Annotated in this window: 21 protein-coding genes; 8 read left to right on the forward strand and 13 right to left on the reverse strand. The window is 72.1% G+C overall.

Translation table 11 applies throughout. The features are described 5' to 3' along the window. Positions 1 to 243 precede the first annotated feature (243 nt). The 3 genes from ACFVFH_RS25865 to ACFVFH_RS25875 all read right to left on the reverse strand — a co-directional run bounded on the left by ACFVFH_RS25865 (position 244) and on the right by ACFVFH_RS25875 (position 6,287). A complete protein-coding gene (locus ACFVFH_RS25865; protein WP_383772833.1) occupies positions 244 to 1,689 on the reverse strand; it encodes an aldehyde dehydrogenase family protein in 1,446 nt (481 codons plus the stop codon). 516 nt (positions 1,690 to 2,205) lie between these two features. Further along, complete coding sequence (locus ACFVFH_RS25870) at positions 2,206 to 3,783, reverse strand: PucR family transcriptional regulator (protein WP_383772835.1); 1,578 nt, start codon at positions 3,781 to 3,783, stop codon at positions 2,206 to 2,208. A 149-nt stretch (positions 3,784 to 3,932) separates the two neighbouring features. Beyond that, positions 3,933 to 6,287 (reverse strand): ATP/GTP-binding protein, encoded by a 2,355-nt coding sequence (locus tag ACFVFH_RS25875; RefSeq protein WP_383772837.1) that lies wholly within the window; start codon positions 6,285 to 6,287, stop codon positions 3,933 to 3,935. 262 nt (positions 6,288 to 6,549) lie between these two features. Here ACFVFH_RS25875 and gabT point away from each other — a divergent pair, with 262 nt between their 5' ends. Both gabT and ACFVFH_RS25885 read left to right on the forward strand, forming a co-directional pair. After that, positions 6,550 to 7,890 carry a 4-aminobutyrate--2-oxoglutarate transaminase gene (gene gabT / locus ACFVFH_RS25880; protein WP_383772839.1) on the forward strand — a complete coding sequence of 447 codons (1,341 nt, stop codon included), beginning with the start codon at positions 6,550 to 6,552 and terminating at the stop codon, positions 7,888 to 7,890. Between the two features lie 148 nt (positions 7,891 to 8,038). Beyond that, positions 8,039 to 8,860 carry a phosphatase PAP2 family protein gene (locus ACFVFH_RS25885; RefSeq protein WP_383772841.1) on the forward strand — a complete coding sequence of 274 codons (822 nt, stop codon included), beginning with the start codon at positions 8,039 to 8,041 and terminating at the stop codon, positions 8,858 to 8,860. On the opposite strand, the gene ACFVFH_RS25890 is transcribed toward ACFVFH_RS25885, so the two are convergent. From ACFVFH_RS25890 to ACFVFH_RS25925, 8 genes are all read right to left on the reverse strand, one after another. Then, positions 8,811 to 10,634, reverse strand: a complete 1,824-nt coding sequence (locus ACFVFH_RS25890) for a chitinase (RefSeq protein WP_383772843.1) — start codon at positions 10,632 to 10,634, stop codon at positions 8,811 to 8,813. The genes ACFVFH_RS25885 and ACFVFH_RS25890 overlap by 50 nt on opposite strands. 196 nt (positions 10,635 to 10,830) lie before the next feature. Beyond that, positions 10,831 to 11,292: a hypothetical protein gene (locus ACFVFH_RS25895; RefSeq protein ID WP_383772845.1), complete on the reverse strand. Its 462-nt coding sequence runs from the start codon at positions 11,290 to 11,292 to the stop codon at positions 10,831 to 10,833. A gap of 149 nt (positions 11,293 to 11,441) precedes the next feature. Beyond that, positions 11,442 to 12,857, reverse strand: coding sequence for an NAD(P)/FAD-dependent oxidoreductase (locus ACFVFH_RS25900; protein ID WP_383772847.1), 1,416 nt, complete (start codon positions 12,855 to 12,857; stop codon positions 11,442 to 11,444). Between the two features lie 24 nt (positions 12,858 to 12,881). Beyond that, on the reverse strand, positions 12,882 to 13,682 hold the full coding sequence (locus ACFVFH_RS25905) for an ABC transporter permease (RefSeq protein WP_093540672.1): 801 nt from the start codon (positions 13,680 to 13,682) through the stop codon (positions 12,882 to 12,884). Beyond that, complete coding sequence (locus ACFVFH_RS25910; protein ID WP_383772849.1) at positions 13,682 to 14,611, reverse strand: ABC transporter permease; 930 nt, start codon at positions 14,609 to 14,611, stop codon at positions 13,682 to 13,684. The genes ACFVFH_RS25905 and ACFVFH_RS25910 overlap by 1 nt, the downstream gene beginning before the upstream one ends. Continuing rightward, a complete protein-coding gene (locus tag ACFVFH_RS25915) occupies positions 14,608 to 15,756 on the reverse strand; it encodes an ABC transporter ATP-binding protein (RefSeq protein ID WP_383772851.1) in 1,149 nt (382 codons plus the stop codon). The genes ACFVFH_RS25910 and ACFVFH_RS25915 overlap by 4 nt, the downstream gene beginning before the upstream one ends. Positions 15,757 to 15,835: 79 nt before the next feature. After that, positions 15,836 to 17,086: a PotD/PotF family extracellular solute-binding protein gene (locus tag ACFVFH_RS25920; RefSeq protein ID WP_383772853.1), complete on the reverse strand. Its 1,251-nt coding sequence runs from the start codon at positions 17,084 to 17,086 to the stop codon at positions 15,836 to 15,838. A gap of 43 nt (positions 17,087 to 17,129) precedes the next feature. Continuing rightward, complete coding sequence (locus ACFVFH_RS25925; RefSeq protein ID WP_383772855.1) at positions 17,130 to 18,644, reverse strand: gamma-aminobutyraldehyde dehydrogenase; 1,515 nt, start codon at positions 18,642 to 18,644, stop codon at positions 17,130 to 17,132. 216 nt (positions 18,645 to 18,860) lie between these two features. Between ACFVFH_RS25925 and ACFVFH_RS25930 the strand changes: the two genes are divergently transcribed. Beyond that, positions 18,861 to 19,400 carry an NADAR family protein gene (locus ACFVFH_RS25930; protein ID WP_383773183.1) on the forward strand — a complete coding sequence of 180 codons (540 nt, stop codon included), beginning with the start codon at positions 18,861 to 18,863 and terminating at the stop codon, positions 19,398 to 19,400. Between the two features lie 483 nt (positions 19,401 to 19,883). Here ACFVFH_RS25930 and ACFVFH_RS25935 read toward each other — a convergent pair whose 3' ends face one another. Beyond that, the gene (locus ACFVFH_RS25935) at positions 19,884 to 20,615 is read right to left on the reverse strand and encodes a DUF4190 domain-containing protein (RefSeq protein WP_383772857.1); all 732 of its coding nucleotides are present in this window, start codon (positions 20,613 to 20,615) and stop codon (positions 19,884 to 19,886) included. Between the two features lie 132 nt (positions 20,616 to 20,747). On the opposite strand from ACFVFH_RS25935, the gene ACFVFH_RS25940 reads away from it, so the two are divergent. The 5 genes from ACFVFH_RS25940 to ACFVFH_RS25960 all read left to right on the forward strand — a co-directional run bounded on the left by ACFVFH_RS25940 (position 20,748) and on the right by ACFVFH_RS25960 (position 26,095). Next, a complete protein-coding gene (locus tag ACFVFH_RS25940) occupies positions 20,748 to 21,782 on the forward strand; it encodes an adenosine deaminase (RefSeq protein WP_383772859.1) in 1,035 nt (344 codons plus the stop codon). A gap of 23 nt (positions 21,783 to 21,805) precedes the next feature. Beyond that, complete coding sequence (locus ACFVFH_RS25945) at positions 21,806 to 22,510, forward strand: glycerophosphodiester phosphodiesterase (RefSeq protein ID WP_383772861.1); 705 nt, start codon at positions 21,806 to 21,808, stop codon at positions 22,508 to 22,510. Between the two features lie 433 nt (positions 22,511 to 22,943). Further along, positions 22,944 to 24,086 (forward strand): sensor histidine kinase, encoded by a 1,143-nt coding sequence (locus tag ACFVFH_RS25950; protein ID WP_383773185.1) that lies wholly within the window; start codon positions 22,944 to 22,946, stop codon positions 24,084 to 24,086. After that, a complete protein-coding gene (locus tag ACFVFH_RS25955) occupies positions 24,083 to 24,829 on the forward strand; it encodes a response regulator (RefSeq protein WP_383772863.1) in 747 nt (248 codons plus the stop codon). The genes ACFVFH_RS25950 and ACFVFH_RS25955 overlap by 4 nt, the downstream gene beginning before the upstream one ends. 57 nt (positions 24,830 to 24,886) lie before the next feature. Continuing rightward, positions 24,887 to 26,095 carry a serine hydrolase domain-containing protein gene (locus ACFVFH_RS25960; protein ID WP_383772865.1) on the forward strand — a complete coding sequence of 403 codons (1,209 nt, stop codon included), beginning with the start codon at positions 24,887 to 24,889 and terminating at the stop codon, positions 26,093 to 26,095. A 1-nt stretch (position 26,096) separates the two neighbouring features. Here ACFVFH_RS25960 and ACFVFH_RS25965 read toward each other — a convergent pair whose 3' ends face one another. Then, positions 26,097 to 26,651, reverse strand: coding sequence for a hypothetical protein (locus tag ACFVFH_RS25965; protein ID WP_383772867.1), 555 nt, complete (start codon positions 26,649 to 26,651; stop codon positions 26,097 to 26,099). Between the last annotated feature and the right edge of the window lie 33 nt (positions 26,652 to 26,684).

Here is a 26,684-nt window from a genome sequence, read left to right on the forward strand (position 1 = left end):
CCAACCGGCTCTACTCGTCCGTATGTACCCGATTCCCGGCACGCCCACCATCGCCCGGACGCCGATCGGGTCGGCGGCCACTCCACTGACCCGTCCGTGTGGCGGTCCGGCGGAAGGTCGGAAGGACGGAAATGGCCTGAACCCCCGCACAGTGGGTTCAGGCCATTCCGTTGTCGCCCGCCGTCATGCTGTCCAGGCGGAACACGGGCGACGCCGGTGGATCGGATCGATCCTGCTCGCGGACTACAGGGCGAGGCCGGTGAGGACCAGCACGCGCTCGTAGGTGTAGTCGTCCATGGCGTAGCGGACGCCCTCGCGGCCGACGCCGGACTGCTTGGCGCCGCCGTACGGCATCTGGTCCGCACGGTAGGAGGGGACGTCGCCGATGATCACGCCGCCGACCTCAAGGGCGCGGTGGGCGCGGAAGGCGGTCTGCAGGTCGTGCGTGAACACGCCTGCCTGGAGGCCGTACTTGGAGGAGTTGACGACCGCGAACGCCTCGGCCTCGCCGTCCACCTTCTGCACGGACAGCACCGGTCCGAAGACCTCCTCGCAGGAGAGGGTGACGCCGTCCGGAAGCTCCGCGAGGACGGTCGGCGCGTAGGTGGCGCCGTCCCGCTTGCCGCCGGTGAGGAGCTGGGCGCCGGCCTGCACGGCCTCGTCCACCCAGGACTCGACGCGCTTGGCGGCGTTCTCGTCGACCAGCGGGCCGACGTCGGTGGTGGGGTCCGACGGGTCGCCGGTGACCTGGGCCTCGACGGCCGCGACGATCTTCGGGAGCAGCCGGTCGTAGACCGAGGCGTCCGCGATGACCCGCTGCACGGAGATGCAGGACTGGCCGCCCTGGTAGTTGGAGAAGGTCGCGATGCGGGTCGCGGCCCAGTCCAGGTCCTGGTCGGAGGCGTAGTCGCCGAGGACGACCGCCGCGCCGTTGCCGCCGAGCTCCAGGGTGCAGTGCTTGCGCGGCACCGACTCCATGATCGAGTAGCCGACCGGGCCGGAGCCGGTGAAGGAGATCACGGGCAGGCGCTCGTCCTGGACCAGGGCGGGCATCCGGTCGTTGGGGACCGTCAGCACGGACCACGAGCCGGCCGGCAGGTCGGTCTCGGCCAGCAGCTCGCCCAGGATCAGCGAGGAGATCGGGGTGGCCGGGGCGGGCTTCAGGATGATCGGGGCGCCGACGGCGATGGCCGGGGCGACCTTGTGGGCGCTCAGGTTCAGCGGGAAGTTGAACGGCGCGATGCCGAGGACCGCGCCGCGCGGGAAGCGCCGGGTCAGGCCGAGGCGGCCGGTGCCGCCGGCGTCGGTGTCCAGGCGCTGGGCGTCGCCGCCGTTGAAGCGGCGGGCCTCCTCCGCGGCGAACCGGAAGACGGAGACGGCGCGGCCGACCTCGCCGCGGGCCCACTTGATGGGCTTGCCGTTCTCGGCGGAGATCAGCTGGGCGATCTCCTCGGTGCGCTCCACCAGACGCCGTACGACGTGGTCGAGTGCGGCGACCCGGACGTGCGCCGGGGTCGCGGCGAACTCCTCGCGCACGGCGTGCGCGGCCGCGACGGCCTCCTCGATCTGGGCGTCGGTCGGCACGCTGACGGTGCCGACGAGACGGCCGTCCCAGGGGTTGGTGACGTCGAAGCTGTCCTCGCCGGTGGCCTGGCGGCCGGCGAGCCAGAAGGCGTGGGTGGAAGTCATGGAGGTTCCGGCCCTTCGGAGCGGTGGGGGTTTCCTGCCCCCACCGTAGGGCCGCGCGGCCGCCCTGGCGTTTGTCCGGGGTGGAGCAGTGCGCGACGGGGACGCTCCGCTTTGTCGGATGCGGCCGGGAGAGGCGGACACGCCGGGGCGGATCTGGGGCGGAGGCCGCGGATCGGGGACGCGGGCCGAAGGGCACGGGCCACGGGCCCACGGAGCACGGACCGAAGGACACAGGGCACAGGCTACGGACCGGGGGGCACGAGCCGGGGCCACGAGCCGAAGGAAAGGGTCAAGGAGCACAGGCCGAAGGGCACAGGTCACGGACCGAAGGGCACGGGCCACGGGCCAAGGAGCACGGGCCAAGGAGCACGGGCCGCAGAGCGGGCCTGCGGCCCGGCCCCGGGGGCGTTCGGGCGGACCGTCCCCACGGCTTCGGCGACGGCGGAGCCGTCGCGATGGTCCGCCCGGCCCTACGGCTCCGGCGACGGCGGAGCCGTTGCGACGGTCCGCCCGGCCCTACGGCTCCGGCGGCGGCGGAGCGCTCGTCGCCTTCAGGGCCAGCCACAGCTCCATCCGGACGTCCGGATCGTCCAGCGAGCGGCCCAGGATCTCCTCCACCCGGCGCATCCGGTACCGCAGGGTGTGGCGGTGCACGCCCAGGTCCGCCGCGGCCGCGTCCCACTGCCCGTGGTGGGCGAGCCAGGCCCGCAGCGAGGCCACGAGGTCGCCGCGGCCCTTGGCGTCGTGCTCGTGCAGGGCGCGCAGCATTCCGTCGGCGAAGGCCCGTACCGCGTCGTCCGCGAGCAGCGGGAGCACCGAACCGGCCGCCAGCTCCTCGTGCTCGACCAGCGCCCTGCCCCGGCGGCGGGCCACCGACAGGGCCTGTTCGGCCTGCTTGTACGCGGCGGAGACGGCGATCGGGCCCGCCGGGGCGGAGAGCCCCACGACCACCTGGCCCTCCTCGGTCTTCGTCCCTTCGGCGGGCGTCCGCGCCTCCTGGGCCTGTGCGTAGGCCGCGCAGGCGGCGACCGCCGCGCCGCCGTCCGCGGCGAGGACGACGAGCCGGTCGCCCTCGGGGACGCTCAGCAGGGTCTCGCCGGTCCGCAGGGCCGCCGCCTCCATGGCCTCGCCGAGCGCGGCGGGGGTGGCGGGTTCGGACGCCTCCGCGATGAGCAGCCGGAACGGGGCGTCGAGCAGCCCTCCGTACAGGTCTCCGGCGACGGCCCTGGCGTGGTCCGGCTGGCCGGCCAGCAGCATGCGCAGCACCGCCGCGCCGAGGCGCTGCTCGGCGCCCTGGAGGGACCGGGAGCGTGCCGTGGTCAGGGTCAGCAGGGCGACGGCGGAGTGCACGGCGTACCGCTCGGCGGTGCCGAGTGCCGCGCCGGTGCCGACGGCCAGCGCTCCCCTGACCCGGCGGCCGGTGCCCAGGGACTGGAGCTCGACCCGGTCGTCGGTGTCGCCGACGACGACGCTGGCCGGGGCCGGGCGGTCCCGCAGCCGCTCCACGTCGGGGGTGAGCCGGGCGGCGCGGCGGGCGGCCCACTCGGGGGCGGCGACGACGACCTGGCCGGCCGCGTCGTAGAGCGCGGCCCAGCCGTCGAGGTGGGCGGCGAGCCGGGAGAGGAGCTCACCGGGGCCGTCGCCGGAGAGCGCGGCCCTGGTCAGTTCCCGCTGGACCTCGAACCCGGCCGTGACGGCCCGGTACTGGTCCTCGGCGATCGCCGAGGAGACGGCCTTGGCGATCGCGATGAAGGGGGTGCGGCGGGGCACTTCGAGGAGCGGCAGCCCCGCTTCCTCGGCCGCGTCGATCAGCGCCTGCGGCAGCTCGTCGTAGTGCACGCCGACGGCGAAGCCCAGGCCGACGACTCCGGCCCCGGCCAGCCGTCGCACGTACCGCCGCATCGCCTCGGGGTCCTCGGCGTCGAGGTTGGTGGCGGTGACGAGCAGGAATTCGCCGCCCTCCATGTACGGAACGGGGTCGGCCAGCTCGCTGGCGTGCGCCCAGCGCACGGGCGCGTCGAGCCGGTCCGCGCCCGCGCGCACGGTGAGCCTGAGCGCCGAACGCTGGACGAGCGAGGCGAGAGTGAGGGGCATGGGGACCGCTGGACCTCGGGGAGTCGGTTTTCGCCGTCCCGTATGAACGGCTGCTGCCAATTCTGCCAGGCTGGCCTGGTCCGGCATGACCACGACCAAGGGCGCGGGCCGTACCCGCGCCGCTCGGCCCTTCCGGTCCCCCGCGCCGCTCAGCCGTTCAGATCCACGAGCAGCGGCGGCGCGTGCTCGCCCCGGACGGTCGTCAGGGAGAGGACCGCGTGTCCGGCCGGCACCCGGTGGGCCAGCTCCGAGGCCGACCAGCGTTCCCGCTCGACCTGGCGCACGGTCACCGCGTCGGTGGTGACCGCCTTGCCGGTGACGAGTTTGCGCAGGGCGTGCACGGCCCGGGTGAGCGGCTGGTCGGCGAAGACGGTGTGCTTGGCGACCTCGGTGGTCTCCACCCATTCGGTGCCCCACGCCTGGGCGAAGAGCCGCCCGTCCCAGGTCGTGACGCCGGAGAACGTCATGTGGCAGCCGACCGAGCCGAGCAGCGCGGTGTGCAGGGCCTCCGGGACGTCGTCCAGCCCGCGCAGGGCGAGCAGGACCCCGGCGTTGCAGTTCCGCAGTCGCTGCACGGCCCGCACGGACTCCGTGGTGACGGTGTGCGTGGCGTCGTCCAGGGCGAGGAAGGCGAAGAGCGAGCGGTCCGCGCGGGCGGCGGCTCCGGCGGTGAACTGGGCGAGCACCAACCGGGCGATCAGGCGCGCGGCCTCGGGGTGGGCGCGTTCGGGCAGGTCGATGCGGACCCGCAGCGGGTGTTCGAGGGTGCGCACCGCGAAGGGCCGGCTCGTGCCGGTGGTGTCGAAGAACCCGGCGAAGGCGGGCCGGTCCAGGGCGGCGAGCCGGTCGGCCAGCAGGACTCCCGGGTCGCCGGGAGCGCCTGCCTGCCGTGCCCTGGCGTCGAGTTCGCGGAGGTAGGAGCGGTGTTCCTCGCCGTCGAGCAGGGCCCGGAGCGCGGCGAGGGCGTCGGGGGCGCCGTCGAGCAGTTCGCGCAGCACGGGGACGGACGGGAAGCGGCCGTGGACCGCCCGGTACGGGCCGAGCAACTGGGCGAGCGCGGTCGTGGCCCGCCGTGCGTCGATCTCGGCCAGGTCCCCGGCGAGCGCCTCGGCGAGCAGGGCGGCGGCCTCGTCGGCGTCGTCGGTCCCGCTGTACAGGTCGAGGTCGTGGGCGCAGGACGGGTCGCCCGGCCGGATCACCACGTCGTAGCCCTCGTCGGCCCCGAGCGGGGTGCCCGCCGCGCAGACGGCCACGACCACGGCCTTCCCGGCGAGGGCCTGGAGGGCGAGCGACTCCACGACGGGCCGCACCAGGTGCCTGGTCTTGCCCGAGCCGAAGGGCCCGACGGCCAGCAGCGAGGAGCCCAGCGACGCCGGGTCGACGGCGGCCCCCGCGCCCCGCCGGGCCACCGGGTTGCGCTCGGAGTCGGTGTACCGGCCGAGCCGCACCTGCGAGGTGAGCAGGTCGTGGGTGGCGGCACGGGCCGGGAGGTCCCGGTCGCCCGACGGGTGCGGGCAGGCCCGTGCGCCCTGGCCGAGCACCGCTTCGGTGAACGGGCCGATGCGCGAGGAGTCGGCCTCCACGGAGCGCCAGGCGCGCCGGATGCGTACGCAGTCGACGTCGTTCATCCGCCCGGCCCGCTCGTCCGCCACCAGCCGGTCGGCGGCCGCGTCCCGGCCCGCCGCGCGCAGCTGCGGCCAGTCGGCGGGGTCCGCGCCGGGGGCCTTCGGCGGTTCCGGCGCGCTCCCGGCCCGGCCGCGCGGCTCCCGTACGAAGGTGAACCAGCCGCCGGCGCGGGCGATCGGCAGGAGGATCGCGGCGGCGCCGACCAGGTGGTAGACGTTCTTGAAGGTCTCCACGTGGTCCCGGGTCTCCACGGCCGTGCCGCCGTACAGCCAGGAGTACGGGGTCAGGCCGAGGGCCAGGTCGTCGAAGGGCAGCAGTTCGTCGGCGTTCACGAAGCACCAGACCAGGAGGGCCCCGGTCAGCGCGGTGCCCAGGGCCCGGCGCGGCTGGGGGTGGTCGGCGGCGTACCGGTGGAACACCTCGCGCCAGTTGCCCAGCCGTCCGAAGCCCCAGAGCACCAGGGCGGCGACCAGGCTGTTGTAGACGGCGAGGGCGGTCAGGGCCGCCGCGGGGCGTTCGAGCCCCCACCAGTCGGAGGGGGTGACCACTTCGAGGAGGATCCGGCTGTGCGGCACGTATCCGTTGCGCCACAGCGACCAGACCAGCATGGCGGCGAGCAGCGCCACGACCGCGCCGCCGATCAGCGCCCGGTCGGCCACCCGGTCGGGGTCGGCCTCGGGCCGGGGCGTGTGTCCGAACCGCCACAGGCCGGGCTCGGCCGCGGCGCGCGGGGTGCGCAGCCAGTCGCCCAGCGAGGGGCCCGCGGCCGGGGCGTGCGCCGGTCTCGGCGGCAGTTTGGGAGGGGGAGGGCCGGCCGGACGCGGCACCGGACGCCCGGAGCGGGTGTCGCGCGAGTCGTGTGTGCCCTCGGTGTCCATGTGCTGTCCCTCGTCCCCTGACCAGCGCCTACCGGTTACTCCGGGCGTGGGCGCCCGGAGCCACAATCTAGTGCCCCGTACCACTCGGCCGGACGCCGTCCGCGGGATGTCTTCGCCCCTTCCCCGGGGCCCGTACCCCCTCGCTATGTCCGCGGCGGACAACGGCGCGCGGGCACTACTCCCGAACGGAACATGCCGGACCCGGGGCCCCGCCCATAGCCTGCACGAAGAAGCGTCCGAAACACCCCCACAGGAGCCCCTCATGACCGCAATCCCGCAGGAGCGCCGCGTCGTCACTGCCATTCCCGGCCCGAAGTCGGTGGAGCTGCAGGCCCGCCGTCTGGAGACGGTGGCCGCAGGTGTGGGCTCCACCCTGCCGGTGTTCACCGCCCGCGCCGGTGGCGGGATCATCGAGGACGTGGACGGCAACCGGCTGATCGACCTGGGCTCCGGCATCGCCGTGACGTCGGTCGGCGCCTCCGCCGAGGCCGTCGTGCGCCGCGCCTCCGCGCAGCTCGCCGACTTCACCCACACCTGTTTCATGGTCACGCCGTACGAGGGGTACGTCGAGGTCTGCGAGCAGCTCGCCGAGCTGACGCCGGGCGACCACGCCAAGAAGTCCGCGCTGTTCAACTCGGGCGCCGAGGCCGTCGAGAACGCGGTGAAGATCGCCCGCATCCACACCAAGCGCACCGCGGTCGTCGTCTTCGACCACGGCTACCACGGCCGCACCAACCTCACGATGGCGCTGACCGCCAAGAACATGCCGTACAAGCAGGGCTTCGGTCCGTTCGCGCCCGAGGTCTACCGGGTGCCGGTGGCGTACGGCTACCGCTGGCCGACCGGTGCGGAGAACGCCGGTGCCGAGGCGTCCGCCCAGGCCATCGACCAGATCAACAAGCAGATCGGCGCGGAGAACGTCGCCGCGATCATCATCGAGCCGGTGCTCGGTGAGGGCGGCTTCATCGAGCCGGCCAAGGGCTTCCTCCCGGCGATCGCCCAGTTCGCCAAGGACAACGGCATCGTCTTCGTCGCCGACGAGATCCAGTCCGGCTTCTGCCGCACCGGCCAGTGGTTCGCCTGCGAGGACGAGGGCATCGTCCCGGACCTGATCACCACCGCCAAGGGCATCGCGGGCGGTCTCCCGCTCTCCGCCGTGACCGGCCGCGCCGAGATCATGGACTCCGCCCACTCCGGCGGCCTCGGCGGCACCTACGGGGGCAACCCGGTCGCCTGCGCGGGTGCGCTCGGCGCGATCGAGACGATGCGCGAGCTGGACCTGAACGGGAAGGCGAAGCGCATCGAGGAGGTCATGAAGGGCCGGCTGGCCGAGATGCAGTCGAAGCTGGGCAACGGCGACCTCATCGGTGACATCCGCGGCCGCGGCGCGATGATCGCGATCGAGCTGGTGAAGTCCGGCACGAAGGACCCGAACCCGGAGGCCGCCGCGAAGCTCGCCAAGGCCTGCCACGCGGAGGGCGTACTGGTCCTCACCTGCGGCACGTACGGCAATGTGCTGCGCTTCCTCCCGCCGCTGGTGATCGGCGAGGACCTGCTGAACGAGGCGCTCGACGTCATCGAGCAGGCGTTCGGCCAGATCTGAGGTGTGCGATCCCCGACGGCTCCGGAACACGGTTCCGCAGGGGATCCGAGGGGCCCGCGTGAGGGCCTGTGAAGAACGTGTGGGGGGCCGATGGCGGGATACGTTTCCCGCTGTCGGTCCCCCATCGGCTGCCGTACGGTTTCTGCAGATGAGAGAAACACCCCGCCCGCAGGGGACTGCGGGCGATGCCGGGCCGGAGCTTCCCCAGCGCCGTCCTGGCCGTGCCTTCGCGCACACCGCTGGAGCCTCCGGCTCCGGAACTCCTCACCGATCGGATGGCCGCTCGCCCCAGACCCCCCGGGGCGCGCGGCAAACCGGTCCGACCGGCCGCCCCGGAACCACCCCCCCTGTTCCCGGGCGGCCGGCTCTTCTCCTCTTCCCGGTGCTGCCGCTCCTGGCGCTCCTCGCGCTGACCACCTGGCAGATCGCGTCCGGTGGCCCGCTGCGCGCGCTCGACGAGCGGACGGGCCGGGCGGTCGTCGGACACGGGCCCGCCGGAGTGACCGAATTCCTCGCCGATCTGGGCAACATGCAGGTCGCTCTCCCCGTGCTGGGCTGCGCGCTCGTCCTCGCGCTGGTGCGCGGCGCGCGCCGTGCGCCGCTGTGCGCGGCGCTCACCATGGGCGCGGTGCCCCTGCTGGTCGTCGCGCTGAAGGACTGGATCGCCCGTCCGGGGCCGCTGACGGAGGCCACCGGCTACTACCCCTCGGGCCACGCCGCGACGTCCATGGTGGCGTACGGGGCGGCGGCGCTGCTGCTCGCGCCGTACGCGCGGCGGCCGTGGTCGTGGATGATGCCCGTCGCCGCTGTCCTGCTGACCACGGCGACGGGCATCGGTCTGGTGCTGCGCGGCTACCACTGGCCGCTGGACGTGCTGGGCAGTTGGTTCCTGTGCGGGATCCTGCTCCTGCCGCTGGGGCTCAGCTGCCGAAGTAGGCGTCGAAGTTCTTCGAGAACTCCCCGTTGTTGAACCGGTCCCAGTTGATCGACCAGGTCATCAGCCCGCGCAGCGCGGGCCAGGTCCCGTGGGTGGCGTAGGAGCCGCAGTCGGTCTTCTTCGTCAGGCAGTTCAGCGCCTTGGTGACCTCTGCGGGCGAGGTGTGGCCGTTGCCCGCCTGGGTGGAGGCCGGCAGGCCGATGGCGACCTGCTCGGGGCGCAGCGGCGGGAAGACCTTGGTCTGGTCGCCCGCCACCGGGAAGCCGGTGAGCAGCATGTCGGTCATGGCGATGTGGAAGTCCGCGCCACCCATCGAGTGGTACTGGTTGTCCAGGCCCATGATGGAGCCCGAGTTGTAGTCCTGGACGTGGAGCAGGGTGAGGTCGTCGCGCAGGGCGTGGATGACCGGGAGGTAGGCGCCCGCCCGGGGGTCCTGGCCGCCCCAGGGGCCCGAGCCGTAGTACTGGTAGCCGAGCTGGACGAAGAAGGTCTCGGGGGCCATCGTCAGGACGAACTTGTCGCCGTACTTGGCCTTGAGGGTCTTCACCGCGGAGATCAGGTTGACCACGACCGGGGTGGTCGGGTTGCGGAAGTCGGTGTCCCCGGTGTTCAGCGAGAGCGAGTGGCCCTCGAAGTCGATGTCGAGGCCGTCCAGGCCGTACTCGTCGATGATCTTGCTGACCGAGGAGACGAAGGTGTCGCGGGCGGCGGTGGTGGTGAGCTGCACCTGGCCGTTCTGGCCGCCGATGGAGATCAGCACCTTCTTCCCGGCGGCCTGCTTGGCCTTGATGGCCGCCTTGAACTCGGCGGCGGACTCCACGTTCGGGCACTCGGTGACCGGGCAGAGCGAGAAGCGGATGTCGCCCGAGGTGACCGAGGTCGGTTCGCCGAAGGCGAGGTCGATGACGTCCCAGGAGTCGGGCACGTCCGCCATCCGCGTGTAGCCGGAGCCGTTGGCGAAGCTGGAGTGCAGATAGCCGACGAGCGCGTGGGCGGGCAGGCCGCCGGTGCTCCCGCCGCCGCCCGCGGTGGTGGTGGCCGCGACGGCGGCGGACTTGGCCGACTCCCCGGCGGAGTTGGTCGCGGCGACCTGGAAGCTGTAGGCGGTCGAGGCGGCGAGGCCGGTCACGGTGGTGGAGGTGCCGGTGACCGAGGCGACCTTCGTGCCGTCCCGGTAGACGTTGTAGCCGGTGGCCCCGGCGGAACCGGTCCAGGAGAGGGCGACCGAGGAGGAGGTGGCCGTGCCGGCCTTGAGCCCGGTGGGGGCGGCCGGGAGCTCGACCGGGGCGCCGCCCGGCCCGACCAGGGTGAGGTCGTCGGCGTAGTAGGCGGGGGTGCCGAACCAGCCGTGGGTGTAGACGCTCACGCTGGTGGTGGACGGTCCCGTCCTGAACGTGGTGGTGAGCTGCTTCCAGTCGGTCGACGACTGGGTCCAGGTGGACACGTCGGTGGTGCCGGTGCCCTCCGCGCCCAGGTAGACGTAGGAGCCCTGCACCCAGGCGCTCAGCGTGTAGGTGGAGTCCGGCTGGACCGTCACCTTCTGGGAGCACTTGGCGTTGTCGCTGCCGGCCGGGGTCGCCTTCAGCGCCGAGGTGCCGCTGTGGGCCGGGGTGCTGACGACGGCTCCGCTGCCGCCGGTACAGCTCCAGCCGTCCAGGCCGGACTCGAAGCCGCCGTTGCGCGCCTGGTCGGCGTCGGCGGCGGCGGCGGACGGGGCCAGGGCGGTCAGGCCACCGGCGGCGAGCAGGGCCGCCGCGAAGGCGGCCACGACTCCGGTCGAGCGGGCGGGGGGTCCCGTGCGTTCCACAACGGCCTCCGTGCATGGGGGAATTGAGTGCGGCCGCCACAACATGGTCCAGACCAATCAGGTTGTCAAGACCTCTGACAGTTCCGGACCGCCCGGGCCGCCCGGTATCCGGGCATCCCGACCGCCCTGTCGCCCGGTGCCCCCGTACCCCGGCCGCCCGGCCGCCCGTGCCGTTCCCGCCCGCGGCCGGTCGCCGTCAGTCGCCGCCTCCCCGGGCCGGGCCTGCGGCCGCCTCGTGCATCGCGAGTTCCAGGAGGGTCGTGTCGGTGAGGGTCCCCGCGCCGTCGGGCGGGATCAGCCACCGCACCCCGCCGTTGGACGCCCGGCCCGGGTGGGGCACGACGATCCAGGTGCCCTGCCCCGCGCCCCGCACGCCGGTGCCGAGCCAGCGGGAGGCGGTGCCGGGCTCCACGAAGAAGCCCATCCGGGCGTCGCCGAAGTCGGAGAGAACGGGGCCGGGCCTGTCGATGAGCCGGGTCAGTACGTCGAGGGTGGGACGGCCCAGCTCCCCGGGGAGAATCAGCGCGTCCCAGCGCCGCCCGGCGGGAAGGAGCACCACCCCGCGTGGATTGCGTTCCCATTCCTCTCGGCAGGCGTCCGGATCCGGCGCCACCGATACGAGCCATTCGACTGCTGCTGCGACCCCCGCGCCGGCCATCATTCGTCTCCCGTCCGTATGCACCGGCCTCGTGCGACCGGTGCTTTCACGAAGGAGAGCGGGATGACGCCGATCGATTACGCGGGTTCGGGCGGCGAATGGAAAAGAAAACGGCCCGGTCACCCGCAGGGGTGACCGGGCCGCCGGGCTCAGCTGTCGAAGCCGAGCCCCAGCCGGTCCATCGTCCGCAGCCAGAGGTTGCGGTGGCCGCCATTGCTGTCCGCCCTGGCCAGGGACCTCTTGGTGAGCTCGATCCCGGCCCAGGCGAAGGGCTCGGGCGGGAACGGCATCGGCTTGCTGCGGACCATCTCCAGCGCGGTCCTCTCGTTCTGCTCACCCGCCAGCAGATCGAGCATCACATCGGCCCCGAAACGGGTGGCGCCGACGCCGAGACCGGTGAATCCGGCGGCATAGGAGACCCGGCCCTGATGGGCCGTGCCGAAGAACGCGGAAAAGCGCGAACAGGTATCGATCGCCCCGCCCCAGGCATGGCTGAAACGAATCCCCGACAGTTGCGGAAAACATTCGAAGAACTGACCGGCGAGCTTCAGGAAAGTCTCCGGACGCTGGTCGAGATCGGCGCTCAGTCGGCCGCCGTACGGATAGATCGCGTCATAGCCGCCCCACAGGATGCGGTTGTCGGCCGACAGCCGGAAGTAGTGGAACTGGTTGGCGCTGTCGCCCAGCCCCTGCCGGTTCCGCCAGCCGATGGCGGCGAGCTGGTCGGCGGTGAGCGGCTCGGTCATCAGCGCGTAGTCGTAGACCGGCACGGTGAACGGCCGCACCCGCTTGACCAGCGACGGGAAGATGTTCGTGCCGAGTGCGACCCGGCGTGCGAAGACCCTTCCGTAGGGGGTGCGGACGGCCATTCCCGTGGTGGACCTGGCGAGTTCGAGGCCCCGGGTGTGCTCGTACATCCGCACGCCGAGGTCGAGGCAGGCCCGCTTCAGGCCCCAGGCCAGCTTGGCGGGGTGCAGCATGGCGACGCCGCGCCGGTCCCAGAGGCCGCCCAGGAAGGTCGGCGAGTCGACCTCGGCCCGCAGCGCGTCCCCGTCCAGGAACTCCGAGCCGGTGAAGCCGAGCTTCTCGGCCTCCTGGTGCCAGGTGTGGAGCTCTTCGAGCTGGTGGGGTTCGGTGGCGACGTCGATCTCGCCGGTGCGCTCGAATTCGCAGTCGATCGCGTACCGGGCGACGGCGGCCTCGATGGCGTCGAGGTTGCGCTCCCCCAGCTCCTCCAGCTTGTGGATCTCCTCCGGCCAGCGCTCCAGGCCGTTGGGCAGGCCGTGGGTGAGGGAGGCGGCGCAGAATCCGCCGTTGCGGCCCGAGGCGGCCCAGCCCACCTCGTGGCCCTCGATCAGGACGACGTCCCGTTCCGGGTCGCGTTCCTTGGCGAGCAGCGCGGTCCACAGTCCGCTGTAGCCGCCGCCGACGACGAGCAGGTCGCAGTGCTCGTCACCGGTGAGCGCGGGCAGCGCCTCGGGCCTGCCGGGGTCGTCCAGCCAGAACGAGACGGGCTTCGCGTCGGAGAGTGATCGTGCAGCAGTGCGCATGGCAGCTGGGGCCATGGTTTCCAACTCCTTCAGGACTTTCTATCGTGCGCTGTTCTTGCGCCGGTTCGCGATCAGCTGGCCGACGACCACCACCATGACAGCGATGATGAACATCGCCGTGCCGATGACGTTGATCTGCACGGGCGTGCCGCGCTGTGCCGATCCCCAGACGAACATGGGGAAGGTCACGGTGGAGCCCGCGTTGAAATTGGTGATGATGAAATCGTCGAAGGAGAGCGCGAAGGCCAGCAGCGCTCCCGCCGCGATCCCGGGGGCGGCGATCGGCAGCGTCACCCGCAGGAAGGTCTGCACGGGCCCGGCGTACAGGTCGCGGGCCGCCTCCTCCAGCCTCGGGTCCATCGACATCACGCGCGCCTTCACGGCCGTCACGACGAAGCTCAGGCAGAACATGATGTGCGCGATCAGGATCGTCCAGAAGCCCAGCTGCGCGCCCATGTTGAGGAAGAGCGTGAGCAGCGAGGCGGCCATGACGACCTCGGGCATCGCCATCGGCAGGAAGATCAGCGAGTTGATCGCGCCGCGCGCCCGGAAGCGGTAGCGGACCAGCGCGAAGGAGATCATCGTGCCGAGGACGGTCGCGCCGACGGTGGCCCAGACGGCGATCTGGAGGGAGAGCGAGAGCGAGCCGCACATGTCGGCGACGCCGCAGGGGTCCTTCCAGGCGTCCAGGGAGAAGCGCTGCCAGGCGTAGTTGAAGCGCCCGTTCGGCTTGTTGAACGAGAACACCATGACGACGACGTTGGGCAGGATCATGTACGCGAGGGTCAGCAGACCCGCGATGACGATCAGATTGCGGCGAATCCAGCGCAGTACGGGCATCAGACCAGGTCCTCCGTCCCGGAGCGGCGGATGTAGACGGTGACCATGATCAGGACGACCGCCATGAGGATGAAGGAGAGCGCGGCCGCCGTCGGATAGTCCAGGACCCGCAGGAACTGGGTCTGGATGACGCTGCCGACCATCTTCGTGTCGGTGGAGCCCAGCAGTTCCGCGTTGACGTAGTCGCCGCTGGCCGGGATGAAGGTGAGCAGGGTTCCGGAGACGACACCCGGCATGGAGAGCGGGAAGGTCACCTTGCGGAAGGTGGTGGCGGGGGTGGCGTACAGATCGCCGGCCGCCTCGTGCAGCCTGCCGTCGATCCGCTCCAGCGAGGTGTAGAGCGGAAGGATCATGAACGGCAGGAAGTTGTACGTGAGCCCGCAGACCACCGCCATCGGCGTGGCCAGCACCCGGTTGGACTCGGTCCAGCCGAGCCAGCTGGTGACGTCCAGGACGTGCAGGGTGTTCAGTACGTCCACGACCGCGCCGCCGTCCGCGAGGATCGTCTTCCAGGCGAGCGTGCGGATCAGGAAGCTGGTGAAGAACGGCGCGATGACCAGCACCAGGACGACATTGCGCCAGCGGCCCGCCTTGAACGCGATGAGGTACGCGAGCGGATAGCCGAGCAGCAGGCAGAGCAGGGTGGCGGTGCCGGCGTAGAGCAGGGACCGGATGAACTGCGGGTAGTAGTCGGTCAGCGCGTCCCAGTAGGTCTGGAAGTGCCAGGTGACCTCGAAGCCCTTCTCCAGGGAGCCGGTCTGTACGGAGGTCGAGGCCTGGTAGACCAGCGGCAGCGCGAAGAAGACGATCAGCCACAGGATGCCGGGCAGCAGCAGCCAGTAGGGGACGAGGCGCTTGCGGGTGGAGGGCTTGCGTGTCTCCGGCTGCGCGGTGGCGGGCGCCGGTGGTGCCTCCTGGGTGACGGTCACGCCGCGTCCTCCACCGTCTCCACACCGGCGTCGATGTCCTGTGCGGCGTCCAGGCCGAAGGTGTGCGCCGGGTTCCAGTGCAGGACGACCTCGGCGCCGACCACGAGTCCCGCGCGCCTCTCGACGTTCTGCTCGTACACATGGAGCGCCTTGCCCGCCGGGCTCTCCACCACGTACTGGGTGGAGACGCCGATGAAGCTGGAGTCGACGATCCGGCCGGTGACCCGGTTGCGGCCGTCGGCGATCGTGTCCGCGTCGTCGGCGTGCGCGAGCGAGATCTTCTCCGGGCGGACGCCGAGGAGCAGCTTGCCGCCGCTGCCGGTCGGGGCCGTACACCGGTCGGCGGGCAGTCGGAGCCTGCCGCCGCCCGCGGCCACCACGAGGTCGGTGCCCGTGGAGACGACCTCGCCCTCGATGAGGTTGGAGGTGCCGAGGAAGTTGGCGACGAAGGTCGTCCTCGGGTTCTCGTACAGATCGGCGGGGGCGCCGAGCTGTTCGACCCGGCCGCCGTTCATCACCGCGACGGTGTCGGCCATGGTCATGGCCTCCTCCTGGTCGTGGGTGACGTGGATGAAGGTGATGCCGACCTCGGTCTGGATGCGCTTGAGTTCGAGCTGCATCTGGCGGCGCAGCTTGAGGTCGAGGGCGCCGAGCGGTTCGTCGAGCAGCAGGACCTGCGGGTGGTTGATCAGGGCGCGGGCGACGGCGACGCGCTGCTGCTGGCCGCCGGAGAGCTGGTGGGGCTTGCGCTTGGCGAAGTCGCCGAGCTGGACGAGCTCCAGCATCTCGTCGACCTGCTTCTTCACCGACTTGATGCCGCGCCTGCGCAGACCGAAGGCGACGTTCTCGGTGATGTCGAGGTGCGGGAAGAGCGCGTAGCTCTGGAAGACCGTGTTGACCGGGCGTTTGTACGGGGGGAGCCCGGTGATGTCCCGGCCGCCGAGCGAGACCGTGCCGGTGGTGGCCTCCTCCAGGCCCGCGATCATGCGCAGGGTGGTGGTCTTGCCGCATCCGGACGCGCCGAGCAGCGCGAAGAAGGTGCCCTGCGGGACGGTGAGATCGAGCGGCTTGACGGCTGCGAAGGAGCCGTAGGTCTTGCTGATCCCGGTGAGGCGGACGTCGCCGCCGGTCTGCTGCTGTGTCATGGATCGCGGTCCCGGTGGTGTCAGAGGGAGATCGGGGAAGATCGGGGGAACGGGAGATCGGGTGGGGCGGGCGCGGCGGTCAGGCGCCGATCAGCTTGGCGAACTTCTCCTCGTACGCCGTCTCTTCCTTGCTGGTCAGCGAGCGGAAGGCGTGCGACCGGGACGCCATCTCCCGGTCCGGGAGGATCAGGACGTTGTCGGCCATCGCCTGATCGATCTTCGCCAGCTCGTCGCGGACCCCGTCGACCGGGCAGACGAAGTTGATGTACGCGGCGAGCTTCGCCGCGACCTTCGGCTCGTAGTAGTAGTCGATGAGCTTCTCGGCGTTGGTCTTGTGCCGGGCCTTCACCGGGACCAGCAGGTTGTCGCTGGATATGACGTAGCCGGCGGCCGGGATCGCGTACTTGATGTCCGGGTTCCCGGCCTGGAGCTGGATGATGTCGCCGGCCCAGCCGACGCAGGCGGCGATGTCGCCCTTGTCGAGGTCGGCGGTGTAGTCGTTGCCGGTGAAGCGGCGGATCTGGTTCTTGTCGACGCCCTTCTGGAGCCGGCCGATCGCGGCGTCGTAGTCGGCGTCGGTGAACGTGCCGGGGTCCTTGCCCAGGTCGAGCAGGGTCATGCCGATCGTGTCGCGCATCTCCGAGAGGAAGCTGACCCGGCCCTTGAGCTTCGGGTCGTCGAGGAGCTGGCTGACGGAGTCGACCTTGCGGCCCCCGGTCGCCTTGGAGTTGTAGGCGATGACGGCCGGGATGCCCGCCCAGGGGTACGAGTAGGCACGGCCCGGGTCCCAGTCCGGGGAGCGGAACTGGGCCGAGAGGTTGGCGTAGGCGTGCGGCAGGTTCGAGGCGTCGAGCTTCTGCGCCCAGCCGAGCCGGACGACGCGGGCGGCCAGCCAGTCGGTGACGCAGATGATGTCGCGCCCGGTGTCCTGTCCGGCCGCGAGCTGCGGCTTGATCTTGCCGAAGAACTCGACGTTGTCGTTGATGTCCTCGGTGTACTTGACCTCGATCCCGGTGCGTGCGGTGAACGCCTCCAGGGTGGGCCGGTGCTTGCCGTCGTCGGTGACGTCCATGTACTCGGTCCAGTTGGAGAAGTTGATCTGCTTCTCCTTCGCCGAGTGGTCGTCGGAGGCCGCGGCGGCGTCGCCCTCCCGCTTGGCGGGCGGGATGCCGCAGGCGCTCAGTGTGCCCAGCCCGCCGATCGCCAGCGCCCCCATGCCGGAGGCGCGGAGTAGCGATCGGCGGGTCAGGGCGCCCCGGCCGCTGGTGAGGCTGCGTCGCATCGCGGCGAGTTGGGCCGCGGAGAGGCGCTCCGGCTCGTACTGCTCCATGCGCTGTGCCCTTTCGGGTGTGGGTGGCCGGGGGTCGGCCGGGTTATCGGTCCCCGAAGATCGTGCGGTGCCAGTCCTTGCGGGCGACCGCGGTGTTGTCGTACATGACGTGCTTGACCTGTGTGTACTCCTCGAAGGAGTACGACGACATGTCCTTGCCGAAGCCGCTGGCCTTGTATCCGCCGTGCGGCATCTCGCTGATGATCGGAATGTGGTCGTTGACCCAGACGCAGCCCGCCTTGATCTCGCGGGTGGCGCGGTTGGCGCGGTAGAGGTCGCGGCTCCAGGCGGAGGCGGCGAGTCCGTACGGGGTGTCGTTGGCGAGGCGGATGCCCTCGTCGTCGGTGTCGAAGGGCAGCACGACCAGGACCGGGCCGAAGATCTCCGACTGGACGATCTCGCTGTCCTGGGCGGCTCCGGCGACCAGCGTCGGCCGGTAGTACGCGCCGGCCGCCAGTGCGCCGCCGGGGGCCTCGCCGCCGGTGACGACGGTGGCGTGGGCGCGGGCGCGCTCGACGAACGCGGCGACCCGGTCCCGCTGGGCGTGGCTGATCAGCGGGCCGAGGTCGGTCGCCGGGTCGGAGGGGTCGCCGAGCCGGACGGTCTCCATGAGCGCCGCGACGCCCTGGACGAAGGCGTCGTACAGCGGGCGCTGGACGTAGGCGCGGGTGGCGGCGGTGCAGTCCTGGCCGGTGTTGATGAGCGCTCCGGCGACCGCGCCGTTGACCGCGGCGTCGAGGTCGGCGTCGTCGAAGACCACGAAGGGGGCCTTGCCGCCGAGTTCGAGGTGGAGGCGCTTGACGGTGGAGGTGGCGATCTCCGCGACCCGCTTGCCGACGGCGGTGGAGCCGGTGAAGGAGGTCATGACGACGTCCGGGTGGCCGACGAGGTGCTCGCCGGCGTCCTTGCCCGCGCCGGTGACGATGTTGACCACACCGTCCGGGATGCCCGCCTCGGTGGCCGCCTGGGCGAACATCAGCGAGGTCAGCGGGGTGATCTCGGCGGGCTTCAGCACGATGGTGTTGCCCGCGGCGATGGCCGGGAGGACCTTCCAGGCGGCCATCTGGAGCGGGTAGTTCCAGGGCGCGATGGAGCCGATGACACCGATCGCCTCACGGCGTACGTACGAGGTGTGGTCGCCGTCGTACTCGGCGGCCGACTTGCCCTCCAGATGGCGGGCGGCACCGGCGAAGAAGGAGGTGTTGTCGATGGTTCCGGGCACGTCGAACTCGGTGGCGAGCTTGATCGGCTTGCCGCACTGGAGGGACTCCACCTGCGCGAAGTCGTCGGCCTGCTCGGCGAGGACGGCGGCGAAGCGGTGCATCGCCTCGGCCCGCTCGGCGGGCGTCGCGCCCGACCAGCCCGGGAACGCCTCACGGGCGGCCGCCACGGCGGCGTCCACGTCGGCGGTGCCCGCCAGCTCGTAGGTGAGGACGGTCTCGCCCGTGGCCGGATTCACCACGTCGTGGTGACGTCCCGATGTTCCGGGCCGCAGCTTTCCGCCGATGTACTGTGCGCCGTCCGCGAAGCGGTCCCGCACCTGGATGCCGTTGGCCATGACGATCTCCTCCGCCGCGCACCCCGGAATGCGGGGGCGGCGTAGCCTCTGCTCGATTTGAGTGCCGATCCTGGCAGAGGGGGACAACCCCAACAAGTGATTCCGTTGTTGCCTTTTGGTTACGCGACGGAATCTGTCGACCATGTGTCGCGTCGGTACGGAAATCCCCGTACGGAGTGTCAGTGGCGAATGCCAGAATCGCATGTCATGGAACACATGGACGATCTCCTGGCACGGACCGCGCGCGGCGAGAAGGTGAAGTACCTGCACTTCTGGGGGCACCGTCCACGGCCCGACGGCCGCATCGGCGCGAGCTGCCTCAGCCAGTGGTGGCCGTCGCCCTTCACGGTCGAGGGCGTGCGCTACGCCTCGGCCGAGCACTGGATGATGGCCGCCAAGGCCCGTCTGTTCGGCGATGCCGAGTCGGAGGCGGCGGCGGTGGCGGCGAAGAGCCCGGCGGCGGCGAAGAAGGTGGGGCGGCTGGTCCGCGGTTTCGACGACGCGGTGTGGCAGCGGGAGCGGTTCGCCCTGGTGGTGGCCGGCAGTGTGCACAAGTTCGGCAGCGATCCGGAGCTGCGCGAGTTCCTGCTGAACACCGGGAACCGGGTGCTGGTCGAGGCGAGCCCGATGGACCGGATCTGGGGCATAGGCCTGGCGGCGGACGACGAGCGGGCGGCGAGTCCGGCGAGCTGGCGGGGGCTGAATCTGCTGGGGTTCGCGCTGATGGAGGCGCGGACGGAGCTGCGCGCCGCTTGAGGGGGCGGTGGGCCGGGTGCCTGGGGGCCCGGGTGCCTTGTGGGGCCGGGTGCCCGGGGTGCCTTGTGGGGCCGGGTGCCCGGGGTGCCTTGTGGGGCCGGTGGCCCGGGTGCCTTGTGGGGCCGGTGGCCCGGGGTGCCCGGGTGCCTGGCGGGGCCGGGCCGCCGGGCCTCTCGTTCGGTTCGGGCCGGGCGCGCGGGGTCCGGCACGGCCCGGCGAAGGGCCCGAGGCGTGTGCCGGAAGTGACGTCGTCCATCCGGGGTCCGGGCCGGAGGGCGCGCCGGAGGGCAGGCCGGGTCCCGGCCGGAGTGCGGGGTCGGCGGTGTCCGGCGCGTGCGATCGCCGGGCCGAGGACAGCCCCGGTACCGGGCGTACCGGGGCGGCCCCGCGAAGCGGCGAGCTGGTGTGCGTGCCGTGCACCGCACGGCACGGACGCCGCACGGCCCGACCTCCGGCCGGACGACCGCAGTGTGAAGACAGGCCCTAGCGAGTGACCTCGACGACCAGCGACGTGGAGTAGGGGTCGTCGTTGTAGCCGCTGTCCTCGAATTCATCGCCGTGGGCGACGAACAGCCAGATGAAGAAGCTGATGATCGCCACGCCGAAGACGATGCCGATGGAGCCCATGATGATCCCGGCGAGCGCCTGACCGCTGTTGGTCGCCTCACCGCGCTGTGCCCGCTTGCGGCCGAGGATCCCGAAGATCAGGGCCAGTGCGCCCAGGATCAGGCTGGGTATCCCGTAGATGCAGAACATGCAGATGGCCAGGATGCCGAGCACCATGGCCGCGGTGCCCATGCCGTTGGCGGGCGGCGGACCGCCCCAGGGCGCCTGGGGGTAACCCGGGTAGCCGGGGTAGCCGCCGTACTGCGGGGCGGGCGCGGCCGGATAGCCGTACGGTCCGGCGACCGGCGGGGCCTGCGGAATCTGCTGGCCGGGCCCGTTCGGTCCGACGGGCGGCGGCGGTACCTCACCGGGTCCGAAACCGGCTCCGGGCACCGGTCCGGGCTGCGTCGGCGAACCGAATCCCGGCGGTGCGTCGGCCGGTGCGGGGTCCTCCCCGGCCCCCGGCACCGAGGCGACCGTGGGCTGGCTGTGCACCGAGGGCGGCCGAGGATCACCGGCCTGCTTCTCCAACGGCACCTTGTTGTCCGGCGGAGCCCACGGATCGCGCGGCGCGGCCCCGCCCTCGGGCTGCTCTGTGTTGTCTGACATGGGCCTCCCCCATCGTGATCCCGTCATGCTACGGCCCCGCTGCCCGCCGGTGGCCCCGGCCTACGATGATCCCCGTCCCCTGCCCGGCCCACCGTGCCCGGCACCGAACCGTTCCACGCCGCGGAGAGTCCGATGACCGATCTGCACCCCTTCATCGCGGGGCTGCCCAAAGCGGAGCTGCATGTCCACCATGTCGGTTCCGCCTCGCCCCGCATCGTCGCCGAACTGGCCGCGCACCACCCCGACTCCAAGGTGCCCACCGACCCCGAGGCGCTCGCCGACTACTTCACCTTCACGGACTTCGCGCACTTCATCGACGTGTACCTCTCCGTCGTGGACCTGATCCGCACCCCGGAGGACGTCCGCCTGCTGACCTTCGAGGTCGCCCGGGACATGGCGCGGCAGAACATCCGCTACGCGGAGCTGACCGTGACCCCGTACTCCTCGACCCGGCGCGGCATTCCGGAGCAGGCGTTCATGGAGGCCATAGAGGACGCCCGCAAGGCGGCCGAGGCCGAGCTCGGCGTCGTGCTGCGCTGGTGCTTCGACATCCCCGGCGAGGCCGGGCTCGAATCCGCCGAGGAGACCGCCCGGCTCGCGGTCGACCTGCGGCCCGAGGGGCTCGTCTCGTTCGGTCTCGGCGGCCCGGAGATCGGGGTGGGTCGCCCGCAGTTCAAGCCGTACTTCGACCGGGCGATCGCCGCGGGCCTGCACTCGGTGCCGCACGCCGGGGAGACGACCGGACCGCAGACCATCTGGGACGCCCTGACCCATCTGCGCGCCGAGCGCATCGGCCACGGCACCAGCGCCGTCCAGGACCCGAAGCTGCTGGCCCATCTCGCCGAGCACCGCATCGCGCTGGAGGTCTGCCCGACCTCGAACATCGCGACCCGCGCGGTGGCGGACATCGAGGAGCACCCGGTCAAGGAGATGGTGGCCGCGGGCGTCCTCGTCACCATCAACAGCGACGACCCGCCGATGTTCGGCACGGACCTCAACAACGAGTACGGGGTCGCCGCCCGTCTGCTCGATCTGGACGAGCGGGGTCTCGCGTCACTGGCGAAGAACGCCGTCGAGGCGTCGTACCTGGACGCGGCGGGCAAGCGGAGGCTGGCCGCCGAGATCGACACATACACGACGGACTGGCTGGAGCGCGCGGGCGGGTGACCCCCGGTGGCCACAATGGCCCCATGGTCACCTCAGTCCTCGCCGTGGCCCACCGCGGCGATCCCTACCGGGTCCGCGAGAACACCCTCCCCTCGATCCGCTCCGCCCTCGCCCGGGGGGCGGACGCGGTCGAGATCGATGTACGGGTCACCCGCGACGGCGTACCGGTCCTGCTGCACGACGCCACGCTGAAGCGGCTGTGGGGCCATGACGTGCGGCTGGACCGGCTGACCCACGAGGAGCTGACCGAGCTGACCCGGGGCGGCGTGCCCACCCTGCGCGAGGCGCTGTCGGCCGCCGGGGCGCACCGCCTCATGATCGATCTGCCGGGCTCCACCGACGGCTCCGTCCGCAGGACCGTCGGTGCGGTGCACGAGTGCGGCGCGGGCGAGCGGGTGTACTACTGCGCCGGCCCCGGCGCGATGCTCCGGGTGCGGGCCGCCGACCCGCACGCGGAGATCGCCATGACCTGGACGACCCCCGCACCGCCGCGCGCCGTGCTTCTCGACGCGGTGCGGCCGCGCTGGCTGAACTACCGCTTCGGGCTGGTGGACCGGGAACTGACGGACCGGCTGCACCGGGACGGTCTGCTGGTCTCCACGTGGACGGCGGACACCCGCCGGACCATGCGCCGTCTCGTCCGGCACGGCGTCGACTCGATCACCACCAACCGGGTCGACGCCCTGCGCCGCGTCCTCACCGACACCGCGGCGGCCACCACTCCCTGAGCGGTCCGGCACCCTGGGCCGCCCTCTCGCCCCCTCGCGGCGCGCGTGCCGGACACCGCACGGCAGGCGGCACTTCGAAGGCAGGCCCTGGACCTCCTGGCCGGTCCGGCATCATGGGCCTGCCCCGTCTCCCTTGATGCCGGGCCCGGAGCAGGAGGAGCAGCGCCGTGACCGATCCCCGCACCACCCCGGTTCCCGGCCGGCCCCGTTCCGAGGTCGCGCCCCGTTCGCGGGTCCGGAATCCCCGGCTCGACGGCACGGGCACCCACCCGGTGGACCGTGCGTCCCCGGGGCGGGCGGCGGGGTGACGCGGAAGCGCTGAGAGCACCGATCGATGCGGATACGAGACGTCCTGACGGGAGCGCCGGGTCACACCCCGCGGACCGGCCTCCTCGGCGGCGACCTGCTCGTCTCTCTGCTGGTCCAGGCCGCCATGACCATGCCGTTCGTCGTGCCGCGCGCCCCGGAGCTGCCGGACGCGACGTGGACGGCGTACGGGCTGACCAGTCTGATGGTGCTGCCGCTGGTGGTCCGCAGCCGGGCGCCGGTGGCGGTCTTCCTCGCGGTGCTGACGGCCGGTGCCCTGTACGTGTTCACCGTCGACGGGCCGGGCCAGCCGCTCCCGTACACCGGCCTGGTGGCGTTCTACACGGTGGCCGAGCTCTCCTCGCCGCCGAAGCGGCTGGGGAGCGCGCTGCTCACGGCGGTGGCGGTGCTGTTCTCGGTCGGGCTCGGCAGCGACGAGCTGAGGGAGCTGTTCTTCTCGCTGTTCGCGTTCGCGGCGGCCTACGCCTTCGGCCGGTTCACGGTGACGCGCAGGGCCTGTCTGCGCGCGGTGGAGGACCGGGCCCGTCAGCTGGAGCTGACCAACCGGATCGAGGCCGAACAGGCCGCGGCCCGCGAACGGGCCCGGATCGCCCGGGAGATGCACGACATCCTGTCCCATGCGGTGAGCCTGATGATCGTGCAGGCGGAGGCCGGTCCGGTGGCGGTCCGCACGGCGCCGGAGCGTGCCGAGGCGGCCTTCGACGCGATCTCGGAGACGGGCCGGGACGCGATGGTCCAGCTGCGCCGGATACTCGGCGTGCTGCGCGAGAACGAGGGCCCGCCCGAGGCGCCGCGAGAGCCCCAGCCCGCGCTGGCCGGGCTGCCCGGCCTCGTGGAGCGGGTGCGCGGCAGCGGTCCGGCCGTCTCGTACGAGGTCACGGGCCACCCCCGGCCGCCGGGCCCGGCGGTCGAGACGACCGTCTACCGGATCGTGCAGGAGGCCCTGACGAACGTCGTCAGGCACGCGGACGCGACGACGGTCCGGATCCTGCTGGACCACGGGCCCGAGGCGCTGACCCTCACCGTCACCGACGACGGACGGGGCCCCGGCGGCGGCGCCGGGCTGGGGCTGGTCGGCATCCGGGAACGTGCCGCCGCGCACGGAGGCACGGCTCGCACCGGCGCCGGTCCGAACGGCCGGGGGTTCCGGGTCCGGGTGACGATTCCGCGAACACGGCACGAGCGGGAACCGCGGCAGGAGCCGGGGACGAAGACCGTGACGGAGCAAAGGACAGGGGCGGAGAGTTGACGATCCGTGTGGTGGTGGCCGACGACCAGGAGCTGGTGCGCAGCGGCTTCGCGATGATCCTGGACGCGCAGCCGGACATCGAGGTGGTGGCCGAGGCGGGCGACGGCCGGGCGGCGGTCGAAGCCGTGCGGCGGCTGGCGCCCGAGGTCGCGTTGCTGGACATCCGGATGCCGGGCACGGACGGCATCGAGGCCTGTCGCGCCATCAGCGCCGGGACCGGCTGCCGGACGATCATGCTGACCACCTTCGACTCCGACGAGTACGTCTACGAGGCGCTGCACGCGGGCGCGAGCGGATTCCTGCTCAAGGACGTCCGCCGCGACGACCTGGTGCACGCGGTACGGGTGGTGGCGGCCGGGGACTCGTTGCTGGCCCCCTCGGTGGCGCGTCGGCTGGTCGCGGAGTACACCTCGCGCCCGCCCGCCGCGGCCGTGGCGCCCTCGGCGCGCCTGGACGTGCTGACCGCCCGGGAGCGCGAGACCCTGCTGCACCTGGCCCGCGGGCTGTCGAACGCGGAGATCGCGGCCGCGCTGATCGTCAGCGAGCACACGGTGAAGACCCATGTCGGCCACGTGCTGTCCAAGCTGGGGCTGCGCGACCGGATCCAGGCGGTGATCTGTGCGTACGAGTGCGGTGTCGTCACTCCCTCTCCGGAGGGAGGTCCGGATCCCTCCTCCCCCGCACAGGGGAGAAGGTCTCCCCCCGGGAAACCCCCGCTCGGGGGATCCGACGGGGCGCGCTGATCAACAGGATGGATTCCGTCAGCAGTTGAGGGATTCCACGCCCGGGAGGCACTGGACATGAACGCCCGCACGTTCCGTACCGTCATCGCGACAGCACTGGTCCTCGGCATCGCGGCGGGCCCCGCCGCGGCGGCCCGGTCCGAGACCGGCACCGGCACCGGCACCACCGCCGCTCCGGCCCGTGCCGTGCCGGGCGAACACTCACGGGAGGCGCCGGACGCCGGGGCGCTGCGGGCCGCGATCCGAGGTCTCCCCGCAGGCGACGCCACGGCCGCGCTGGTGCGGGTCTCGGGCACCGACGGCGGCTGGCGGGGCAGCGCCGGCGTCCACGACCTGGCCTCCGGTCGGCCGGCGGACCCGGACGGCCGCTTCCGGGCCGGTTCGGTCACCAAGGTCTTCACGGCCGCCGTCGTGCTGCAACTGGCCGGAGAGGGCCGGATCGGCCTGGACCGGCCGGTCCGGCGCTATCTGCCGGATCTGATCCCGGCGGCGTACGAGGACGTCACGGTGCGCCAGTTGCTGAACCACACCAGCGGCATCCCGTCCACCGGCTCCGGCGGCGACCTGGACGACTGGTACGCGCACCGCTTCGATCTGCACGACCCGGTGCGGGCCGTACGCGAAGCGACCGCCCTGGAGCCGGACTTCGCGCCCGGCACCCAGCAGCACTACGGAAACATCGGCTACACCGTGGCGGGCCTGCTGATCGAGCGGGTCACGGGCGACACCTACGCCTCGCAGCTCTCCCGCCGCGTCCTGGAGCCCCTGCGCCTGAAGGACACCCGTGTCCCCGGTGCCGACCCGACGATCCGCGGGCCGCACAACCACGGTTACCAGCTCTTCGGCCCGGCCGGCGAGTTGCGCGACGTGACGGTGTGGGGTGCCACGGACGCCTGGGCGGCGGGGGACCTGATCTCGACCACCGCCGACCTGGAGCGTTTCACCCGGGCGCTGTTCGGCGGCCGGGTGGTGCGAGGGCCGCTGCTCCAGGCGATGTTCACGCTGCCGGACGCCTCGGTCCGCGAGTACGGCACGGGCAAGCCCGCCGCGTACAGCGCGGGACTCTCGATGATGCGGCTGGGCGGGCGCGAGGTCTGGGGCAAGACGGGCGGCCGCTGGGGCTACAACTCGGCGGTCGCGGCCACCCGTGATCTCTCCCGGGTCCTCGTCTACAGCGTCAACTCGACGGATGCGAAGGGGGAAGGCACGAACGCCACGGCGATGAAAATAGCGGTGGCCGCGTTCGGGGCCCCTTCGGCCGGGTGACTCAGCCCGCCGAGGCGGACTCGGGGGCGGCCGCCGAGGTCTCGGGCAGCGGGATCCGCTCCAGCGTCTCCAGCCGCTTGATCATGCGGCGGACGACGAGCAGTGGGATCACCCCGAAGACCCCGAACGACATGTCGATGACGGACCACCAGAAGGGGATGTCACGGATGGGCCCGCAGATCAGTGCGAGCGGGATGATCCCGGCGCAGGCGATCATGCCGAATTCGATGACCCAGATATTGCGGACCGGGTCGCGGTAGGGGCCGTAGAAGGCGACCGCGATGACGAGATGGGCGAAGGCCAGCCAGTCGGTGCCGTACAGCACGAAGGGGTACTTCGCGTCGGCCTCGTCGAGGCCGGTGCGGACCTTGGTGATCCACTCCATCAGGGCCGGGAAGTGCTCCGGTACGGGAGAGGCCGAGGACCTCAGCAGATCCTCGGCCCAGTGGAGTTCGTGGACGAGCGGGAAGGCGGTCAGCCCGCTCAGGACCAGACAGACGACAAAGAAGGCCAACCACACGCGTACGCGCCTCAAAAGGGCTCTTCGCTCGCTCATGTCCGCAGCGTACGCCGGTGTTTACAGGTCCTT

This window comes from Streptomyces sp. NPDC057697 (assembly GCF_042799335.1).
In the GTDB taxonomy this organism is placed as follows: domain Bacteria; phylum Actinomycetota; class Actinomycetes; order Streptomycetales; family Streptomycetaceae; genus Streptomyces.